Source organism: Actinomadura sp. WMMA1423, assembly GCF_006547145.1.
Classification (GTDB): Bacteria; Actinomycetota; Actinomycetes; order Streptosporangiales; family Streptosporangiaceae; genus Spirillospora.
Window position 1 is genome coordinate 3,427,327 of the sequence record NZ_CP041244.1, and the last position, 17,125, is coordinate 3,444,451.

Here is a 17,125-nt window from a genome sequence, read left to right on the forward strand (position 1 = left end):
GGCACGCACCCTCACGCTGCGGTCAGCTCAGCGTGAGGGTGTAGCCCTTCTCGCGCAGGCGGCGGATGACGTCCTCGGAGTGGTCGGCCCCGCGGGTCTCCAGGTGCATGAGCACTTCGGCCTCCTCGACGTGGAGGCGCGCCGCCATGCGCTCGTGCATGACGTCCAGGACGTTGACGCCCAGTTCGGCGAGCTCGCTCAGCAGGGTCACCAGCGCGCCCGGACGGTCCTTCAGGCGGCAGCGCACCACGAGGTACCGCCCGGCGCCCGCGAGCCCGTGCCGCAGCACCTTCGACAGCAGCAGCGGGTCGATGTTGCCGCCCGACAGCAGCACCACGACGGGCGGCTCGACGGCGTAGGCGTGCTCCAGCAGCGCCGCGACGCCCGCCGCTCCCGCGGGCTCGACGACCTGCTTGGCGCGTTCGAGGCAGAGCAGGAGCGCCTGGGAGATCGACTCCTCGCTCACCGTGACGACGGCGTCGACCAGCTCGGTGAACATGGCGTAGGTCAGCTCGCCGGGGCGGCCGACGGCGATGCCGTCCGCCATCGTGCGGTCGAGCTCGATCTGGGTGGGCCTGCCGGCCGCGAGCGACGGCGGGAACGCGGCGGCCCGCTTGGCCTGCGCGCCGACGAGCTTGACGTCGCCGCCGCCGGTCTCCTTCGCCAGCCCCTTCACCGCCGCGGCCGTCCCGGCGAGCAGCCCGCCGCCGCCGACCGGTGACACGATCGTCCGGACCTCCGGGCACTGCTCCATGACCTCCAGGCCGATCGTGGCCTGCCCGGCGACGACGTCGGGGTGGTCGAACGGGTGGATGAACACAGCGCCGCACTCGTCCGCGTACTCCTGCGCGGCGATGAGGCAGTCGTCCACGGTCGGCCCGGGGAAGACGACCTCGGCGCCGTAGCCGCGGGTCGCGGCGATCTTCGGCAGCGGCGCGCCGACCGGCATGAACACGGTCGCCTTGCAGCCGAGCATCGAGGCCGCCAGCGCGACGCCCTGCGCGTGGTTGCCCGCGCTGGCCGCGACGACGCCGCCCGCCCGCTCCCGCTCGCTCAGCCGGGCGATCCGCACGTACGCGCCGCGGATCTTGAAGGAGCCGGTGCGCTGGAGGTTCTCGCACTTCAGCAGGACGGGCCCGCCGATCTGCTCCGACAGCACCCGGGAGGGGATCAGCGGCGTGGGCACGGCCACCCCGCCCAGCAGCTCCCGGGCGGCGCGGACATCGTCGACACCGACGGACGTCAGACCCGCTTCGCTCGAGTTCCCCTGCGGGGAGTCGACCCCCCACACCCCCCGCTCCGCTTCGCTCATTGGGTCATCCTCGCACTCCGACGCTACCCCGCGCTCCAGTAGCGATCTTGGGCGTAGACCAGGGCGGCGGCGCCGACGAGGCCCGCGGTCTGCCCGAGCTCCGCCGGGACGATCCGCAGGCGGCGCGCGAACTCCATCCTGGCGTGCTCGCCGAACGCCTCCTCCAGGGGGTCGAAGAGCAGCCGTCCCGCCTGCGAGAGGCCGCCGCCGATCGCGGCGACCTCCAGGTCGCACAGGTGCGTGGCGGACGCGATCGCGATGCCGAGGGCGCGGCCCGCCCGGCGCATCGCCGCCCCCGCGACCGGGTCCCCGCGGCGGGCGTCGTCGGTCAGCTCCACGCCGGTGGCGTCCGCGCTCCCGGGCCGCCAGCCCTGCTCGCGCGCCCACGCGACCAGCCCCGGGCCGCGTGCGACCGCCTCCAGGCAGCCCCGGCCCCCGCACCCGCAGGGCGGCCCGCCGGGCTCGACGATGACGTGCCCGATGTGCCCGGCGTTGCCGCTGGCGCCGTTCACCAGGCGGCCGCCCAGGATGAGCCCGCCGCCGACGCCCGTCGACACCACCATGCCGAGGACGTTGTCGTGCCCGCGTCCCGCGCCGAGCCAGTGCTCGCCGATGGCGACGCAGATCGCGTCGTTGTGGATGCGGACGGGCAGCCCCGGGTACCGGGCGCGGAGGCGCTCGCGCAGCGGGAAGCCCCGCCACGCCGGGATGTTCAGCGGGGACACCTCGGCGGCGGGCCAGGTCATCGGGCCGCCGCAGCCCACGCCGACGCCCGCGAGGGGCGGGTCCCCGGCGGCGGAGACGAGCGCGCCGAGCAGCGCCTCCAGCGCCGCCCACAGCTCCTCGCCGTCCACGCCGGGCGCGTTCGGGGTGGGGGCCCGGTCGTGGGCGGTCACCCGCCCGTCGGGCTCGACCAGCGCGGCGGCGAGCTTCGTCCCGCCGATGTCCACCGCGAGGACGGCGCTCAAACGGCCTCCTCGGCCCGGCCGAACGCGAGGATCGAGGCGGTGAAGCCGTGCACGTGGTTGCGTCCCGCCACCGGGCCGATCTCCCCGGCCGCGAAGAAGCCGCCGACCCCGGCCGGGCCGAAGGCGCGGTCCAGCACCTTCGCGTCGTGGTCGGAGTCGGGGAACATCGCCTGGCCGCGCCCGTTGCACGAGAACAGCAGCGCGCCCTCGACCGGCTCGAAGTCGAACCGCTCCAGCAGCGCGGTGAGGTCCTCCTCGGCGGCGCCCGCATCGCGGACCTGGAACCGCACGGTGCGCCCCACGTCCACCACGTCGCCGATCGCGATGGCGCCGGTGTCGGTGTCGGCCCCCACCACGCCGCGGACGAGGAAGTCGCCGTGCTCGTGCTCGTCGGCGTACTCGTCCATCGCGACCCCGATCAGCAGGCCGCGCCCGGCGAGCTCCTGCTCCTCCTCCGGCAGCCCGAGGACGATCTGCTCCAGCTTCTCCAGCGCCGGCACCCCGGCCAGCTCGTACAGGACGTTCTCCTCGGCCCTGGTCACGACCATGTCCGGGCCGATCGGGCGGGCGCCCTGGCTGACCACCGTGGCGGCGGCGACGGCCCCGCCGATCACCACCCCGACCGCGCCGTCCCGGTACACCTCGCCGCCGACGAACAGCCGCGCCTCGCCGTGCCCGGTCTCGCCGAGCCCGCTGCCCTCGGCCAGCCCGCCGACCAGCGGCAGCCCCGGCAGCGCGTCGTCAGAACGTTCCACGAAGGCGTCCACCGGGAAGCTGTACGGGTCGGCCAGCAGCACGCCGACCACGTCGTCGTCCTGGGCCTCGGGCATTCCCACCACGATGATGCGGTCGTCGCCCTTCAGCGTCTCCAGGCGGAACGCGTCGAGCCGCGCGCCGGGCAGGACCGCCGCCCACGCGCTCACCGCGCCCCGCTCCTCCACACCGCGGCCGGCCCCGATCACCCCGGACGCGCTGCAGCCCAGCATCAGCGCGGGCCCGGCCGCCTGCTGCGCCGCCCGCGCCGCCGCCTCGATCTGGTCCGGGTCGTCGCCGGTGACGAACACGCACACCAGGTCCGGCGCCGCGCTCAGCGGCGCGAGCGCCTGCTCGACCGCCTGCGCGGCGGCGCTGGAAAGATCGGGTCCGAGGGCCAGGCCATCACCGAATCGCGCCATCGGCGCCGCCTCCCTCACTCCGTTCGCGGGCTCGGTTCACACCTCCAGTCTCCCCCTCCGCGACCGTTCCACCCAAACCTCGGCGGGACGGGACGGGCCGGGCGAATCCCCGGCGGGGGTGCGATCGCGCGTACGGGCGACGTAGTGTCGGTCGCGTGCGTTCATCCACACCACGCGAGTCCACACCCGGCGAATCCGCCCCCCGTGAGTCGACCCTGGGCGCGCTGCGCGCCGGTGGCCACGTGCAGCTTTCCGTGAAGGCGGAGATCCGGCGCAACCTGCTCGACCGGCTGAGATCCGGCGAGCCGCGCTTCCCCGGCATCCTCGGGTTCGACGACACCGTCCTGCCCCACCTGGAGCGCGCCCTGCTCGCCGGGCACGACCTCGTGCTGCTGGGCGAGCGCGGGCAGGGCAAGACGCGCCTGATCCGGACCCTCGCCGGGCTCCTGGACGAGTGGACGCCCGTGGTCGCGGGCTGCGAGATCAACGACCACCCGTACGCGCCGGTCTGCGTGCGGTGCCGCCGGCTCGCGGGCGAGCTGGGCGACGAGCTCCCGGTGGAGTGGAAGCACCGCGACGAGCGCTACGGGGAGAAGCTCGCGACGCCCGACACCAGCGTCGGCGACCTCATCGGCGACGTCGACCCGATCAAGGTGGCGGAGGGCCGCACCCTCGGCGACCCGGAGACCGTGCACTTCGGGCTCGTCCCGCGCACCAACCGCGGCGTCTTCTCCATCAACGAGCTGCCCGACCTCGCCGAGCGCATCCAGGTGGCGCTGCTGAACGTGCTGGAGGAGCGCGACGTCCAGGTCCGCGGCTACGCGCTGCGGCTGCCGCTGGACGTGCTGCTCGTGGCGTCCGCCAACCCCGAGGACTACACCAACCGGGGCCGGATCATCACCCCGCTGAAGGACCGCTTCGGCGCCGAGATCCGCACCCACTACCCCCTGGAGCTGGACGCCGAGCTCGCGCTGATCCGCCAGGAGGCCGACTTCGCCGACCTCGCGGGCCTGCCCGCCGAGGTGCCCGACCACCTGATCGAGGTGATCGGGCGGTTCACCCGGCTCGTCCGCGAGTCGACCTCGGTGGACGCGCGGTCCGGAGTGTCGGCGCGGTTCGCGCTCGCGGGCGCCGAGACCGTCGCGGCGGGCGCGGTTCGCCGCGCGGCGCTCACCGGGGAGGAGCACGCGGTCGCGCGGGTCTGCGACCTGCCGGCCGTCGTGCCGTCGCTGATGGGCAAGGTCGAGTTCGAGGTCAGCGAGGAGGGCCGCGAGCAGGAGGTGCTGGAGCACCTGCTGCGCCGCGCGGTCGCAGAGACCTACCGCCGGACGCTGGGGGCCGCCGACCTCACCGGCCTGCTCGACAAGTTCGACTCCGGGGAGAGCGTGGAGTCGGGCGAGCTGGTGTCGGCGCGGGAGCTGCTGCGCCGCATCGGCCAGGTGCCCGGCCTCGCCAAGGTCATGGAGCGGCTCGGCATGAGCGGGGAGTCCCCCGGGCAGGCCGCCGCGGCGCTGGAGTTCGCCCTGGAGGGGCTGTTCCTCACCCGGCGGCTGTCCAAGGACGTCTCCGAGGGACGGGCCGACGGGACGGCGACGTACCGGACGTGACGCCGCGTCCCGAGGTCTCCACGCGCAAGGAGAGTCGATGAGCCGATACCGCTACGGCGCCTACGAGGACGGGCCCGACCCGCTCGCGCCGCCCTACGACGTCCGCGACGCGCTGGACGCCATGGGCGACGCCGTGCTGGACGGCACCCGCCCCGGCGACGCGCTCCGCGAGCTGCTGCGCCGCGGCCTGCCCGGGGCCCAGGGTCGCCGGGGGCTCGACGACATGCTCCGCCAGGTCCGGGATCGGCGCCGCGCGCTGCGCGACCGGGGCCGCCTCGACGGGACCCTGGAGCAGGCCCGCGCGCTGCTGGACACCGCGATCGGGCAGGAGCGGGCCGAGCTGTTCCCCGACCCGAGCGACGACGCGCGGCTGCGCGAGGCCGAGCTCGACACGCTGCCGTCCGACACCTCGCAGGCCATCCGGCGGCTGTCGGACTACGACTGGCGCTCCGAGGCCGCCCGCCGCACCTACGAGCAGCTGAAGGACCTGCTGCGCCGCGAGGTCCTCGACGCGCAGTTCCAGGGCATGAAGCAGGCCCTGGAGAACCAGGACCCCGCCGCCATGCAGCGGGTCAAGGACATGATGGCCGCGCTCAACCAGATGCTGGAGCGGGACGCGCGCGGCGAGCACACCCAGGAGGACTTCGACCGGTTCATGGGCGAGTACGGGGACATGTTCCCCGACGACCCGCAGAACCTCGAAGAGCTGGTCGACGCGCTCGCCCGCCGCGCGGCCGCGATGGACCGGCTGCTCGCCTCGCTCAGCCCCGAGCAGCGCGCCGAGCTGGCCGGGCTCATGGAGCAGGCCATGCAGGACGCGGGCCTCGCCATGGAGATGACGCGGCTCGGCGACGCGCTGCGGGCCCGCCGCCCCGACCTCGGCTGGGGGCAGTCCGAGCAGATGACCGGCGACGACCCGCTCGGCATGGGCGACGCCACGACCGCGCTCGCGGAGCTGGCCGACCTCAGCGAGCTGGAGGCCGCGCTCGGGCAGGACTACCCGGGCGCCCGGCTCGACGACATCGACGAGGAGGCCGTCCGGCGCGCCCTGGGGCGGCAGGCCGTCGACGACCTCGCCGAGCTGCGCCGGATCGAGGCCGAACTGGAGCGGCAGGGCTACCTGCGGCGCAAGCGCGGGAATCTGGAGCTGACGCCGAAGGCGGTGCGGCGGCTCGGCGAGACCGCGCTGCGCCGGGTGTTCTCCCAGCTGGCGGCCGGCCGCCAGGGCGACCACGACCAGCGGGACGCGGGCCAGGCGGGCGAGCTGACCGGCTCCAGCCGCGAGTGGCGGTTCGGCGACGAGCAGCCCCTCGACGTGGTCCGGACGGTGAGCAACGCGATCCGGCGCAGCGCCATGGAACGCGGGAGCACCGAGCATGCGAGCGGGCTCGTCCCCCGGCCCGCCGACGGGAGCGTCACCGAGCCCGCCCCGACCGCCGACGCCGTCGCGGTCGGCGGGAACGGCCCCCGGCGCCCGGACGGCGTGCGCCTCGGCGTGGACGACTTCGAGGTGCACGAGACCGAGCGCCGCACCGGCGCCGCCGTCTGCCTGCTGGTCGACCTGTCCTACTCGATGGTGCTGCGCGGGACGTGGGCCGCCGCCAAGCAGACCACGCTGGCCCTGCACACCCTCGTGACCAGCAAGTTCCCGCAGGACGCCATCCAGATCATCGGGTTCTCCAACTACGCGCGGGTCCTGCACCCGACCGAGATGGCGGGCCTCGACTGGGACATGGTGCAGGGCACCAACCTCCACCACGCCCTGATGATCGCGGGACGGCACCTGGACCGGCACCCCGACTTCGAACCGATCGTCCTCGTCGTCACCGACGGCGAGCCGACCGCCCACCTGCGGCCGGACGGCCGCTCGCTGTTCGACTACCCGCCGTCCACCGACACGCTCGTGCTCACCCTCGCCGAGGTCGACAAGATGACCCGCCGCGGCGCCTGCATGAACTTCTTCATGCTCGCCGAGGACCGGCGGCTCGTGTCGTTCGTGGAGGAGGTCGCACGACGCAACGGCGGCCGCGTCTTCGCCCCCGACGCCGACCGCCTAGGCGAATACGTAGTCAGCGACTACCTAAGAGTGAGGCGTGCTTAACGCGTTCGGCCGACTCAGCCGTTCCAGACCATCAGCACGAGGATCACCAGCCAGATCAGTGCGACGACGCCGGACATGGCGGCCAGCCGCCCCCGCTCCACCTGGGCGATCTCGCCCGCCGTGACGGGCTCGGCGGTGGCCCCCGTGGCGGCCGGCTCCTCGGCCCCGGCCTTGGCCTCCGCCGCGCCCTCTCCCGCCTTCTCCGCGGTGGGACGGGCCGGCACCGCCGCGGGCGCCGCCTCGGCCGCCGCGACCTCCAGCAGGTGCGCCGCCTTCCGCTGGTCGCGCTCGATGATCAGCAGCAGCACGAGCGCGACGACGAACAGCGTCATCGACACCGTCAGCCACACCTCGGCGAGGTCGCCCTTGGCCAGCCCGAGCCCGATCAGGAAGATCCCGAGCGTCCCGAGCCCGTAGATCTGCGTGGTCCGATGCAGATACCGCACCACGACCACGTTGCGCTTGCGGATGTACCGGGGCGTGGACATCGTGGCGGCGGTCAGCGGCCCCAGCGTGAAGATCGCGAACCCGATGTGGAGAAGGAGCAGGATGCGGTCCGAAGTCGACATGAGCCGACCTTAGCCCCCGCCGCCCCGACCCTCACCGCAACCACGCGACAACCTCAGCCGGCGCCGCCACCACGCGACGACCCCATGGTTGCGATCGCGTCCGAAGGCAGATTCGAGCGAAGCAAGAATCTGATCGCGCAGCGAGCCGCAAGGCGAGCCGGAGCGATGCCAGCGATCGCCGCAGTGCCCGACGATGGAGGGCCCTCCGGGCCCGAAGGAGGAGGGCACTGCAATGGGCACAGCAGGGCCGCCAGGCCCGAAGGAGGAGAGAAACGCCAACTACGGGTTCAGGCGCTTCTTCAGCCAGGCCAGGATCGTCGGGTAGACGCCCTCGTCGCCCAGCATGTCCGAGGCGTGCATGTCGCCCTCGACGGTCTTGACGGTCGCCTGGACGCCCGCGCCGCGCAGCGCGCTCGCCAGCCCGGTGCTCTGGGTGACCGGGACGAAGTCGCCGGTGGCGTGCATCAGCAGCATCGGGGCGTCGCCCGGGGAGACGTGCGTGACGGTGCTGGCGTCGTCCAGCTTCGTCCAGCAGTCCGGGGCGGCGGTCGCGCCGGGCACGCAGTGCAGGAGGTCGACGACGGCCCGGCGCAGCTTGCGCTGGGTGAACGGCGCGTCCGGCTTCGCGCCGTCCTGGAAGGCCAGGTAGGGGTTGTTCGGCGGCGACAGCGCCACCACCCCGCGGACCTGCTGGGTGCCGGTGCCGAGCGTGCCGAGCTGCGTCGCGAGATGCCCGCCGGCGGACGAGCCCATGACGGCGACGCGGCTCGGGTCGACGTTCCAGACCGGGGCGTGCTTCTTGACGAAGTCGAGGGCCGCCAGGGCGTCGTCGCGCTGCGCGGGCCACTGGGCCTTGGGCGCGAGGCGGTAGTTCGCCGACAGGACGACGAAGCCCTCGTCGGTCAGCCGGCGCGCGAAGTACTTCCAGCCGCCGCCCTTGTCGCCCTCCAGCCAGTAGCCGCCGTGCAGGAGCAGCACGGCCGGCCGAGGCGTGGCGCGCGGCCCCGGCTTGCGCCAGTAGGCGTCGATCTTCTGGGCGGGCGCCTTGCCGTAGGCGTAGGTGCGGAACCGCGGGAGTTCCGGCGTCACCATGACCGCCTGGGCGGTGACGGTGCCGTCCGGCTCCCCGCCCGGGCCCGCCGGGACGTTCTCCTCCGTCGGCGCCGTGGACGCCGTCGGAGAGCCGGTGCCGCCGGGGGCCCCGGTCTCCGGCACGCCGGACGGGGTCCCCGTCGGCGACTCGGACGGGGCGGACGCGCTGGGCGTCGGCGCCGGAGTGTTCGCGTGGGCTCCCACGGGAACGGTGACGGCGGAGACACACGTCGCGGCGAACGCCGCCCCACACACCAGTACTTTGCGCACCCGCGGCCCTTTCTTCACGAACCTGGCGCGCCGAGTATAGATGTTTTGATCAACTCAGGTGGGGAACGGTCGGCCGATTCTCAGGAAAGCGCCCGCTCCAGGTCGCGGAGCAGGTCGGCGACGTCCTCGATCCCGACCGACAGCCGCACCAGGTCGGCCGGCACCTCCAGCGGCGACCCGGCCGCCGAGGCGTGCGTCATCCGGCCCGGGTGCTCGATCAGCGACTCGACGCCGCCGAGCGACTCGCCGAGCGTGAACAGCTTCGTCCGCTCGCAGACCCGGACGGCGGCCTCCTCCGACTCCATCCGGAACGAGACCATGCCGCCGAACGCCTTCATCTGCTTGGCGGCGATCTCGTGGCCCGGGTGGTCGGGCAGGCCCGGGTAGAGGACCTGGCGGACGGCCGGGTGCCGCGTCAGCATCTCCACGATCCGCTCGGCGTTGGCGCAGTGCCGGTCCATCCGGACGCCCAGGGTCTTGATCCCCCGCAGGGTGAGCCAGGCGTCGAAGGGGCCCGCGACCGCGCCCATGGCGTTCTGGTGGAACGCCAGCCGCTCCCCGAGGCCGGGGTCCGCGGCGATCAGCGCGCCGCCGACCACGTCGGAGTGCCCGCCGATGTACTTGGTGGTCGAGTGGACGACGACGTCCGCTCCGAGGTCCAGCGGCCGCTGGAGGTAGGGCGAGGCGAAGGTGTTGTCGACGGCCAGCAGCGCCCCCGCGTCCCGCGCGACGGCGGCGAGGGCCGCGATGTCGGCGATGCCGAGCAGCGGGTTGGTCGGCGTCTCCACCCAGATGATCTTCGTGTCCGGACGCACCGCCGCCCGGACCGCGGCGATGTCGCCGAGCGGCACCGGGTCGAACTCGACGCCCCACGGCTGGGCGACCTTCGCGAACAGCCGGTAGGTGCCGCCGTAGGCGTCGTTCGGCACGATCACGTGGTCGCCGGGCCGGCAGACGGTGCGCAGCAGCGCGTCCTCGGCGGCGAGCCCCGAGGCGAACGACAGCCCGCGCGCGCCGCCCTCCGTCTCGGCCAGGCATACCTCCAGCGCCGTACGCGTCGGGTTGGCCGAACGGGAGTACTCGTATCCGCCGCGCAGTCCGCCGACGCCGTCCTGCTTGTAGGTGGAGACCTGGTAGATCGGCGGGACGACCGCGCCGGTGGCGGGGTCGGGCTCCTGCCCGGCGTGGATGGCCAGGGTCTCGAAGCCCTGCTGAACCTCGTTGTCCATGGGTACGAGGCTATCCACTCCCCGACCCTCCTCGAGGAGGAGAGGCTCCCCCGGAGGTATCACGCGCTAATTCGGCGTCGTGGGTGACTCCCTCGCGGTGTCCGGTCTCTACTGTTTTACAGGTATCCCTACGTCCGTGAATTTAAGGAAGCCCCCATGTTCGCTCGGCTCGCGCGCTTCGTCGTGAGACACCCGTGGTGGACGATCGTTGCCTGGCTCGTGGCCGCGGTTCTCATCATCGCCTTCTCCCCCAAGCTCACCACCGAGTCCGACCAGGGCGACTTCCTGCCCTCGAAGTACGAGTCGGTGCAGGCGCTCAAGATCGCCGAAAAGGCCTTCCCGCAGCAGGAGGACACCTCCTCGCTCATCGTGGTCAAGCGCACCGACGGAAGCCCGCTGACCGCGCAGGACACCGCGAAGGTGAACGAGGCCGCCAAGTCGCTCGAGGCCAAGAAGCCCGCGACGGTCCTCGGCTTCGCGACCGGGCCGCAGGCAGTGGCTCCCAACAAGGCCGTCCAGGTGGTCATGGTGCCGATGAAGGGCACCTCGATGGACGACAACGAGAAGCAGGGCGAGGCGGTCAAGCAGATCCGCAAGGACCTGCCCGTCCTGCTGAAGGGCAGCGGGTTGGAGGCCAAGGTCGGCGGTGACGTCGCCGGCTTCGTCGACAACGAGGACTCCTTCAACAAGTCCTTCGAGATCGTCGGCATCGCCACCTTCGTGCTGATCATCGGCCTGATCCTGCTGATCTTCCGGGCCCCGCTGGCGGCGGTGCTGCCGATCGTCGTCATCAGCGTGACCATGCAGGTCGCGATGGGCCTGATCGGCGTGGCCTCGAAGATCTTCGGGTTCTCCGGCGACGACAGCCTCAGCACCATCATCCTGATCGTGCTCTTCGGCATCGGCGCCGACTACTACCTGTTCCTGATGTTCCGGTTCCGCGAGCGGCTGCGGGCAGGCGACGACAAGAAGACCGCGATGATCACCGCGGTGGAGCGGGTCGGCGAGGTCATCTCCTCCGCCGCCGCCGCCATCGCCGTCACGTTCCTGGTCCTGCTGCTCGCGACGTTCGGCGTCTTCAGCGCCTGGGGCCCGGCCCTCGCCATCGCCGTCGTCGTGATGGGGATCACCTCCCTCACCCTGTTCCCGGCGCTGGTGTCGCTGCTCGGCACGGCCGTCTTCTGGCCGTCCAAGGCGTGGAAGAAGCAGCCGAAGGGCAGGTTCTCCACGGCCATCGGCCGCGGCGTCGGCAAGCGCCCCGCGGTCGCCGCGGCGGCGTCCGGGCTCGTCCTGGTCGTGCTCGCGCTCGGCACCCTCGGGTTCAAGGCCGACTACGACTTCGCCGCCGGCTTCCCGCAGGACACCGAGTCCGCGCAGGCGACCAAGGACATGGAGAAGGGCTTCCCGCCCGGCCTGACCACCCCGGTCCAGGTCTTCCTCAAGAGCCAGAACGGGCAGCCGATCAGCCAGCAGCAGCTCCAGTCGTTCAGCCAGGCCGCCGAGAGCGCGCCCGGCGTCGGCAAGGTGCAGGCGCCCGTGCCCGGCCAGGACAAGACCGTCGCCCGGGTCGACCTCGTGCTGAAGGTCAACCCGGCGTCCAACAAGGCGATCAGCCTGGTGAAGGACGACCTCGCGCCCGCCGTGCACAAGGCGGCGCCGGAGGGCACCCGCGCCTACGTCGGCGGCCAGACGGCGATCTTCTCCGACATCAACGCGGTCAACAACCGCGACCTGTCGGTGATCCTGCCGGTCGCGGCGGTGCTGATCGCGCTGATCCTGGCGCTGCTGCTGAGGTCGGTGGTCGCGCCGATCTACCTGGTCGTGGCCGTGCTGCTCGGCTTCGCGGCGACGCTCGGCTCCGCGGTCTACGTCTTCCAGGGCGCGATGGGCGAGGCCGGCGTCACCTTCCAGCTGCCGATCGTCCTCTACCTGTTCGTGCTGGCCATCGGGACCGACTACAACATCCTGATGACGGCGCGGCTGCGCGAGGAGGCCAAGGAGGGCCACGAGCCGCGGCAGGCGGCGGCCCTGGCCGTCCAGCACGGCGGCCCGACGGTCGCCGCGGCGGGCCTCATCCTGGCCGGCACCTTCTCGGTGATGATGCTCGCGCCGGTCTCGATGCTCCAGCAGATGGGCTTCTCGGTGGCGATCGGCATCGCGCTGTCGGCCTTCGTGATGTCGACCTTCCTGGTGCCGGGCCTCACCGCGATGCTGGGCCACAAGGCCTGGTGGCCGGGCCATGGTGACGAGCCGAAGAAGCAGCTGAAGCCGACCGACACGCGGGAGGACTTCGCCCCGTCCGGGCACCGCGGCTAGCCGCGGCGCCCCCCGAGACGTCGGGTTGCGGGGGCCGGCCCATAACGCCGCCCACCGGCCGGGCCCCGCAACCCGACACCTGAACGGCCGAGCGCCTGGAGATCGCCGATCTCCAGGCGCTCGGCCGTTTCGCCGGACGCTCCCCGCCCCGGTCAGCCGGTGGTGGCGTCGGCCAGGAAGGCGAGCAGGTCCTGCCGGGTGATGAGGCCCTTGGGCTTGCCGTCCACGAGGACGACGGCGGCGCCGGACTTCTCCAGGACGCCGACCGCCTTGCTGACCGGCTCGCCGGAGCCGAGCGTCGGCAGCGGCGCCGACATGTGCGACTCCACCGGCTCGGTCATCTTGGCCTGGCCCTTCACCATGATGTCGAGCAGGTCGGTCTCCCCGACCGAGCCGACGACCTCGGCCGCCATGACCGGCGGCTCCTCCTTCATCACCGGCAGCTGCGACACCTCGTACTCGCGCATGATGGCGATCGCGGTCTGCACGGTCTCGTGCGGGTGGACGTGCACGAACTCCGGCAGCGTGCCGCCCTTGCGGGTGAGCACCTCGCCGACCCGCGCCTCCTCGGTGGAGGGGGTGAGGAAGCCGTAGTCCGCCATCCAGCTGTCGTTGAAGATCTTGCCGAGGTAGCCGCGGCCGCCGTCGGGCAGCAGCACCACGATCACCGCGTCCGGGCCGGCGCGCTCGGCCACGCGCAGCGCGGCGACGACCGCCATCCCGCACGAGCCGCCGACGAGCAGCGCCTCCTCGCGGGCGAGGCGGCGGGTCATGGTGAAGGAGTCCTTGTCGGACACCGCGATGACCTCGTCGCAGACGCCGCGGTCGTATGTCTCGGGCCAGATGTCCTCGCCGACCCCCTCGGTGAGGTAGGGGCGGCCGCTGCCGCCGGAGTAGACCGAGCCCTCCGGGTCGGCGCCCACGATCCGGACCCGCCCGCCGGAGACCTCCTTGAGGTACCGGCCGACGCCGCTGATCGTGCCGCCCGTGCCGATGCCCGCGACGAAGTGCGTGATGCGGCCCTCGGTCTGCTCCCACAGCTCCGGCCCGGTCGTCTCGTAGTGCGACCGCGGGTTCTGCGGGTTGGTGTACTGGTTCGGCTTCCACGCGCCGGGGATCTCGGTGACGAGGCGGTCCGAGACCGAGTAGTAGGAGTCGGGGTGCTCGGGGTTCACCGCCGTCGGGCAGACGACCACCTCGGCGCCGTACGCGCGCAGCACGTCGATCTTGTCCTTGCCGACCTTGTCGGGGCAGACGAAGACGCAGCGGTAGCCGCGCTCCTGGGCGACGATGGCGAGCCCGACCCCGGTGTTGCCGGAGGTCGGCTCGACGATCGTCCCGCCGGGCCGCAGCTCGCCGGACTCCTCGGCGGCGTCGATCATGCGGACCGCGATGCGGTCCTTCACCGACCCCCCGGGGTTGAAGTACTCCACCTTGGCGAGCACCTGCGGACGCAGGCCGCCGCCCACGCCGGCGGTCACCTTGCGCAGTCGAACGAGCGGGGTGTTGCCCATCAGTTCGACGAGCGAGTCGTGTACGTGCACCGCGACATCCTTGTCGTTCAGTGTGGTGATCTTAAAGTTGCGGCGCTGTTCCGCCGCGGGTCACGCGCGCGAACCGGCGCGGGACCCGGAAGGTTTCCCGTTCCCGACGGTAGCCGAGATCGGCCACCTCAGGTATCGCGACCCTTTGGCGCGGGTAGGAAGTTATTCACGGAGGGTCAGCGCAGCATGTTGAGGGCATTCACCGCGCGGCGGATCGCGGCGGCCGCGGCCTACGGCGGCGGAGGCATCACCGCGCTCGGCGGCATCACTTTCGGCCTACTCCTCATGCAGGCCAGGCTCGCCCGCAGGACCATCCTGTCGCGGCCGAACGGCGACCCGCCGGTGGCGGACGGGCTGTACGGCGAGGCGCGCCTCGGCGACCCGCTCTCGCTCGTCATGCTGGGCGACTCCACCGCCGCGGGGCTCGGCGTGCACACGCCGGACGAGACGCCCGCCGCGCTGCTCGCGGCCGGGCTGGCGGAGGTCTCGGGGCGTCCGGTCCGGCTGACGAACGTGGCGCGCTCCGGTTCCCGGTCGCAGGCGCTCGGCGGCCAGGTCGAGCTGGCCCTCGGGGCCCGTCCCGACATAGCCGTCATCATGATCGGCGCCAACGACGTGACCGGGCGGGTGCCCGCGGTCGAGTCCGTCCGCCACCTCGGGGAGGCGGTGCGGCGGCTGCGGCACGCCGGCGCCCAGGTCGTCGTCGGCACCTGCCCCGACCTCGGCTCGGTCAAGTCGCTGATGCCGCCGCTGCGCTGGTTCGCGCGCCGGGCGAGCCGCCAGCTCGCCGCCGCCCAGACGATCGCCGTCGTCGAGCGCGGCGGCCGGTCGGTGTCGCTCGGCGACCTGCTCGGCCGCGAGTTCGCCGCCGACCCGCTCGCGATGTTCAGCGAGGACCGCTACCACCCGTCCGCCCGCGGCTACGCCGCCGCGTCCGCCGCCGTGCTGCCGTCGATGGCGTCCGCGCTGGGCCTGCGCCGCGACCTGTCCGGCCACCTGACCGCCGACGTCATCCCCGTCTACCTCGCCGCCGTCGAGGCCGCCGAGCGGGCCGGCACGGAGGTCAGCGGCGCCTCGCTGGCGGGCCACGACCGGGGTCCCCGGGGCCGCTGGGCCACGCTGCGGTACCCGCTGCGCCGCCCCGCGCTGCGCCCCCACCTGCCCCGGCGGCGCGAGAACGGCGGTGCCCCCGCGGAGCCGGAGCCCGCCCGGTCACCGGTGGCGGACCCCGGCCGTCCGGGGCCCCGGCCGGGCCCCCGCCCGCACTCGCGGTGGCCGGGCCGGTGGCGTCGGTCCCAGCCTCCGGTGCCCGGCGTCCCGGGCACATGGGGCGGCGGTCACCCCGCCACCGGGACTCGGCCCAGGTGAGTGAAGTAAGCCCGCACTTATTGGACGCGGAGTCCACCAGGGCCGGGGGGCGGCGTGTACTCCGCGGGCGACCAGCGGTTAGATTGCTCGTGACCGGTGAGTAACACCGTGGCCGCTGAGAAGGAGACCCGCACATGCCCGAGGCAGTCATCGTCGCAACCGCGCGCTCGCCGATCGGCCGCGCCTTCAAGGGGTCGCTGAAGGACATCCGGCCCGACGACCTCACCGCCCAGATGGTCACGGCCGCGATGGCGAAGGTCCCGCAGCTGGACCCGGGCCAGATCGACGACCTGCTGCTCGGCTGCGGCCTGCCCGGCGGCGAGCAGGGCTACAACATGGCGCGCGTCGTGTCGGTCCTGCTGGGCTGGGACAACGTGCCCGGCGCGACCATCACCCGGTACTGCTCGTCCTCTCTCCAGACGACCCGGATGGCCATGCACGCGATCCGCGCCGGGGAGGCCGACGTCATCGTCTCGGCGGGCGTCGAGACGGTGAGCCGGTTCGCCAAGGGCAGCAGCGACGGCCTGCCCGACACGCAGAACCCGGTGTTCACCGACGCCCAGGCCCGCACGGCGCAGGCCGGCGAGGGCGGCGCCCCCGTGTGGCACGACCCGCGCGAGGACGGCGCGGTGCCCGACGTCTACATCGCGATGGGCCAGACCGCCGAGAACGTCGCGGGCATGCGCGGCGTGTCGCGGCAGGCGCAGGACGAGTTCGGCGTCCGCTCGCAGAACCTCGCCGAGAAGGCCCTCGCCAACGGGTTCTGGGAGAAGGACATCACACCGGTGACGCTGCCGGACGGCTCCGTCGTCGCCAAGGACGACGGCCCCCGCCCCGGCACCACCTACGAGAAGGTGTCGCAGCTCCAGCCGGTGTTCCGCCCGGACGGGACGGTCACCGCGGGCAACTGCTGCCCGCTCAACGACGGGGCCGCCGCGGTCGTCGTCATGAGCGACACCAAGGCCGCCGAGCTCGGCATCACCCCGCTGGCCCGGATCGTGTCGACCGGCGTCACCGGCCTGTCCCCCGAGATCATGGGCCTCGGCCCGGTGGAGGCGTCCCGCAAGGCCCTCGCCAAGGCCGGGATGACGATCGACGACATCGACCTGGTCGAGATCAACGAGGCGTTCGCGGCGCAGGTGCTCCCGTCCGCCGAGGACCTCGGCATCGACATCGACAAGCTGAACGTCAACGGCGGCGCGATCGCCGTCGGCCACCCCTTCGGCATGACCGGCGCGCGCATCACCTCCACGCTCCTCAACGGCCTCAGGTTCCACGACAGGCAGTTCGGCCTGGAGACCATGTGCGTGGGCGGCGGCCAGGGCATGGCGATGGTCCTGGAGCGCCTCTCCTAGAGGCAAGGCCAAAGTTTCTTAAAGAAACGCCGCGCCGACTCTCCGGCAAGAAGCACCCGGTGGCCCGCCCGGACCCGCCCTCAGGCGGCTCCATGCGGGCCACCTGCGCGTTTCCGGGGAACCTCCCCGTTACAGATGATCTACGTAACGTAAAAGATAGGTCCCCGTTAGGGGGTTGTCACATGCGGAGAGGTAATGCAGAGTCGGCAGGAAGAGCCC

General features: G+C 72.9%; 12 protein-coding genes. 5 read left to right on the forward strand and 7 right to left on the reverse strand.

Annotation, left to right across the window (positions count from 1 at the left end; genetic code table 11):
• Positions 1-22: 22 nt before the first annotated feature.
• From ilvA to FKD65_RS15890, 3 genes are read right to left on the reverse strand one after another with little or no spacing between them, the layout of a single operon-like run.
• Positions 23-1,312, reverse strand: a complete 1,290-nt coding sequence (gene ilvA / locus FKD65_RS15880) for a threonine ammonia-lyase (RefSeq protein WP_141578242.1) — start codon at positions 1,310-1,312, stop codon at positions 23-25.
• A gap of 23 nt (positions 1,313-1,335) precedes the next feature.
• A complete protein-coding gene (locus tag FKD65_RS15885) occupies positions 1,336-2,280 on the reverse strand; it encodes an ROK family protein (protein WP_141578243.1) in 945 nt (314 codons plus the stop codon).
• Complete coding sequence (locus FKD65_RS15890) at positions 2,277-3,455, reverse strand: FIST N-terminal domain-containing protein (protein WP_141578244.1); 1,179 nt, start codon at positions 3,453-3,455, stop codon at positions 2,277-2,279. Before FKD65_RS15890 ends, FKD65_RS15885 begins: the two co-directional genes overlap by 4 nt.
• Positions 3,456-3,670: 215 nt before the next feature.
• Between FKD65_RS15890 and FKD65_RS15895 the strand changes: the two genes are divergently transcribed.
• A complete protein-coding gene (locus FKD65_RS15895; protein WP_240810330.1) occupies positions 3,671-5,062 on the forward strand; it encodes a sigma 54-interacting transcriptional regulator in 1,392 nt (463 codons plus the stop codon).
• Positions 5,063-5,099: 37 nt separating this feature from the next.
• Positions 5,100-7,163, forward strand: coding sequence for a VWA domain-containing protein (locus tag FKD65_RS15900; protein WP_141578246.1), 2,064 nt, complete (start codon positions 5,100-5,102; stop codon positions 7,161-7,163).
• Between the two features lie 14 nt (positions 7,164-7,177).
• Here FKD65_RS15900 and FKD65_RS44245 read toward each other — a convergent pair whose 3' ends face one another.
• The 3 genes from FKD65_RS44245 to FKD65_RS15915 form a co-directional block, all read right to left on the reverse strand.
• On the reverse strand, positions 7,178-7,732 hold the full coding sequence (locus tag FKD65_RS44245) for a hypothetical protein (protein ID WP_168220884.1): 555 nt from the start codon (positions 7,730-7,732) through the stop codon (positions 7,178-7,180).
• A 279-nt stretch (positions 7,733-8,011) separates the two neighbouring features.
• Complete coding sequence (locus tag FKD65_RS15910) at positions 8,012-9,094, reverse strand: alpha/beta hydrolase (protein ID WP_240810170.1); 1,083 nt, start codon at positions 9,092-9,094, stop codon at positions 8,012-8,014.
• 80 nt (positions 9,095-9,174) lie between these two features.
• The gene (locus FKD65_RS15915) at positions 9,175-10,323 is read right to left on the reverse strand and encodes a cystathionine gamma-synthase (protein ID WP_141578247.1); all 1,149 of its coding nucleotides are present in this window, start codon (positions 10,321-10,323) and stop codon (positions 9,175-9,177) included.
• 156 nt (positions 10,324-10,479) lie between these two features.
• Here FKD65_RS15915 and FKD65_RS15920 point away from each other — a divergent pair, with 156 nt between their 5' ends.
• Positions 10,480-12,639, forward strand: a complete 2,160-nt coding sequence (locus tag FKD65_RS15920; protein WP_141578248.1) for an MMPL family transporter — start codon at positions 10,480-10,482, stop codon at positions 12,637-12,639.
• Between the two features lie 152 nt (positions 12,640-12,791).
• Here FKD65_RS15920 and FKD65_RS15925 read toward each other — a convergent pair whose 3' ends face one another.
• The gene (locus FKD65_RS15925) at positions 12,792-14,183 is read right to left on the reverse strand and encodes a cystathionine beta-synthase (RefSeq protein ID WP_141578249.1); all 1,392 of its coding nucleotides are present in this window, start codon (positions 14,181-14,183) and stop codon (positions 12,792-12,794) included.
• 186 nt (positions 14,184-14,369) lie between these two features.
• Here FKD65_RS15925 and FKD65_RS15930 point away from each other — a divergent pair, with 186 nt between their 5' ends.
• Together FKD65_RS15930 and FKD65_RS15935 are read left to right on the forward strand one after the other, a co-directional pair.
• Positions 14,370-15,551 carry an SGNH/GDSL hydrolase family protein gene (locus FKD65_RS15930; protein ID WP_141578250.1) on the forward strand — a complete coding sequence of 394 codons (1,182 nt, stop codon included), beginning with the start codon at positions 14,370-14,372 and terminating at the stop codon, positions 15,549-15,551.
• Between the two features lie 134 nt (positions 15,552-15,685).
• The gene (locus FKD65_RS15935; protein ID WP_141578251.1) at positions 15,686-16,906 is read left to right on the forward strand and encodes an acetyl-CoA C-acetyltransferase; all 1,221 of its coding nucleotides are present in this window, start codon (positions 15,686-15,688) and stop codon (positions 16,904-16,906) included.
• Positions 16,907-17,125: the final 219 nt, after the last annotated feature.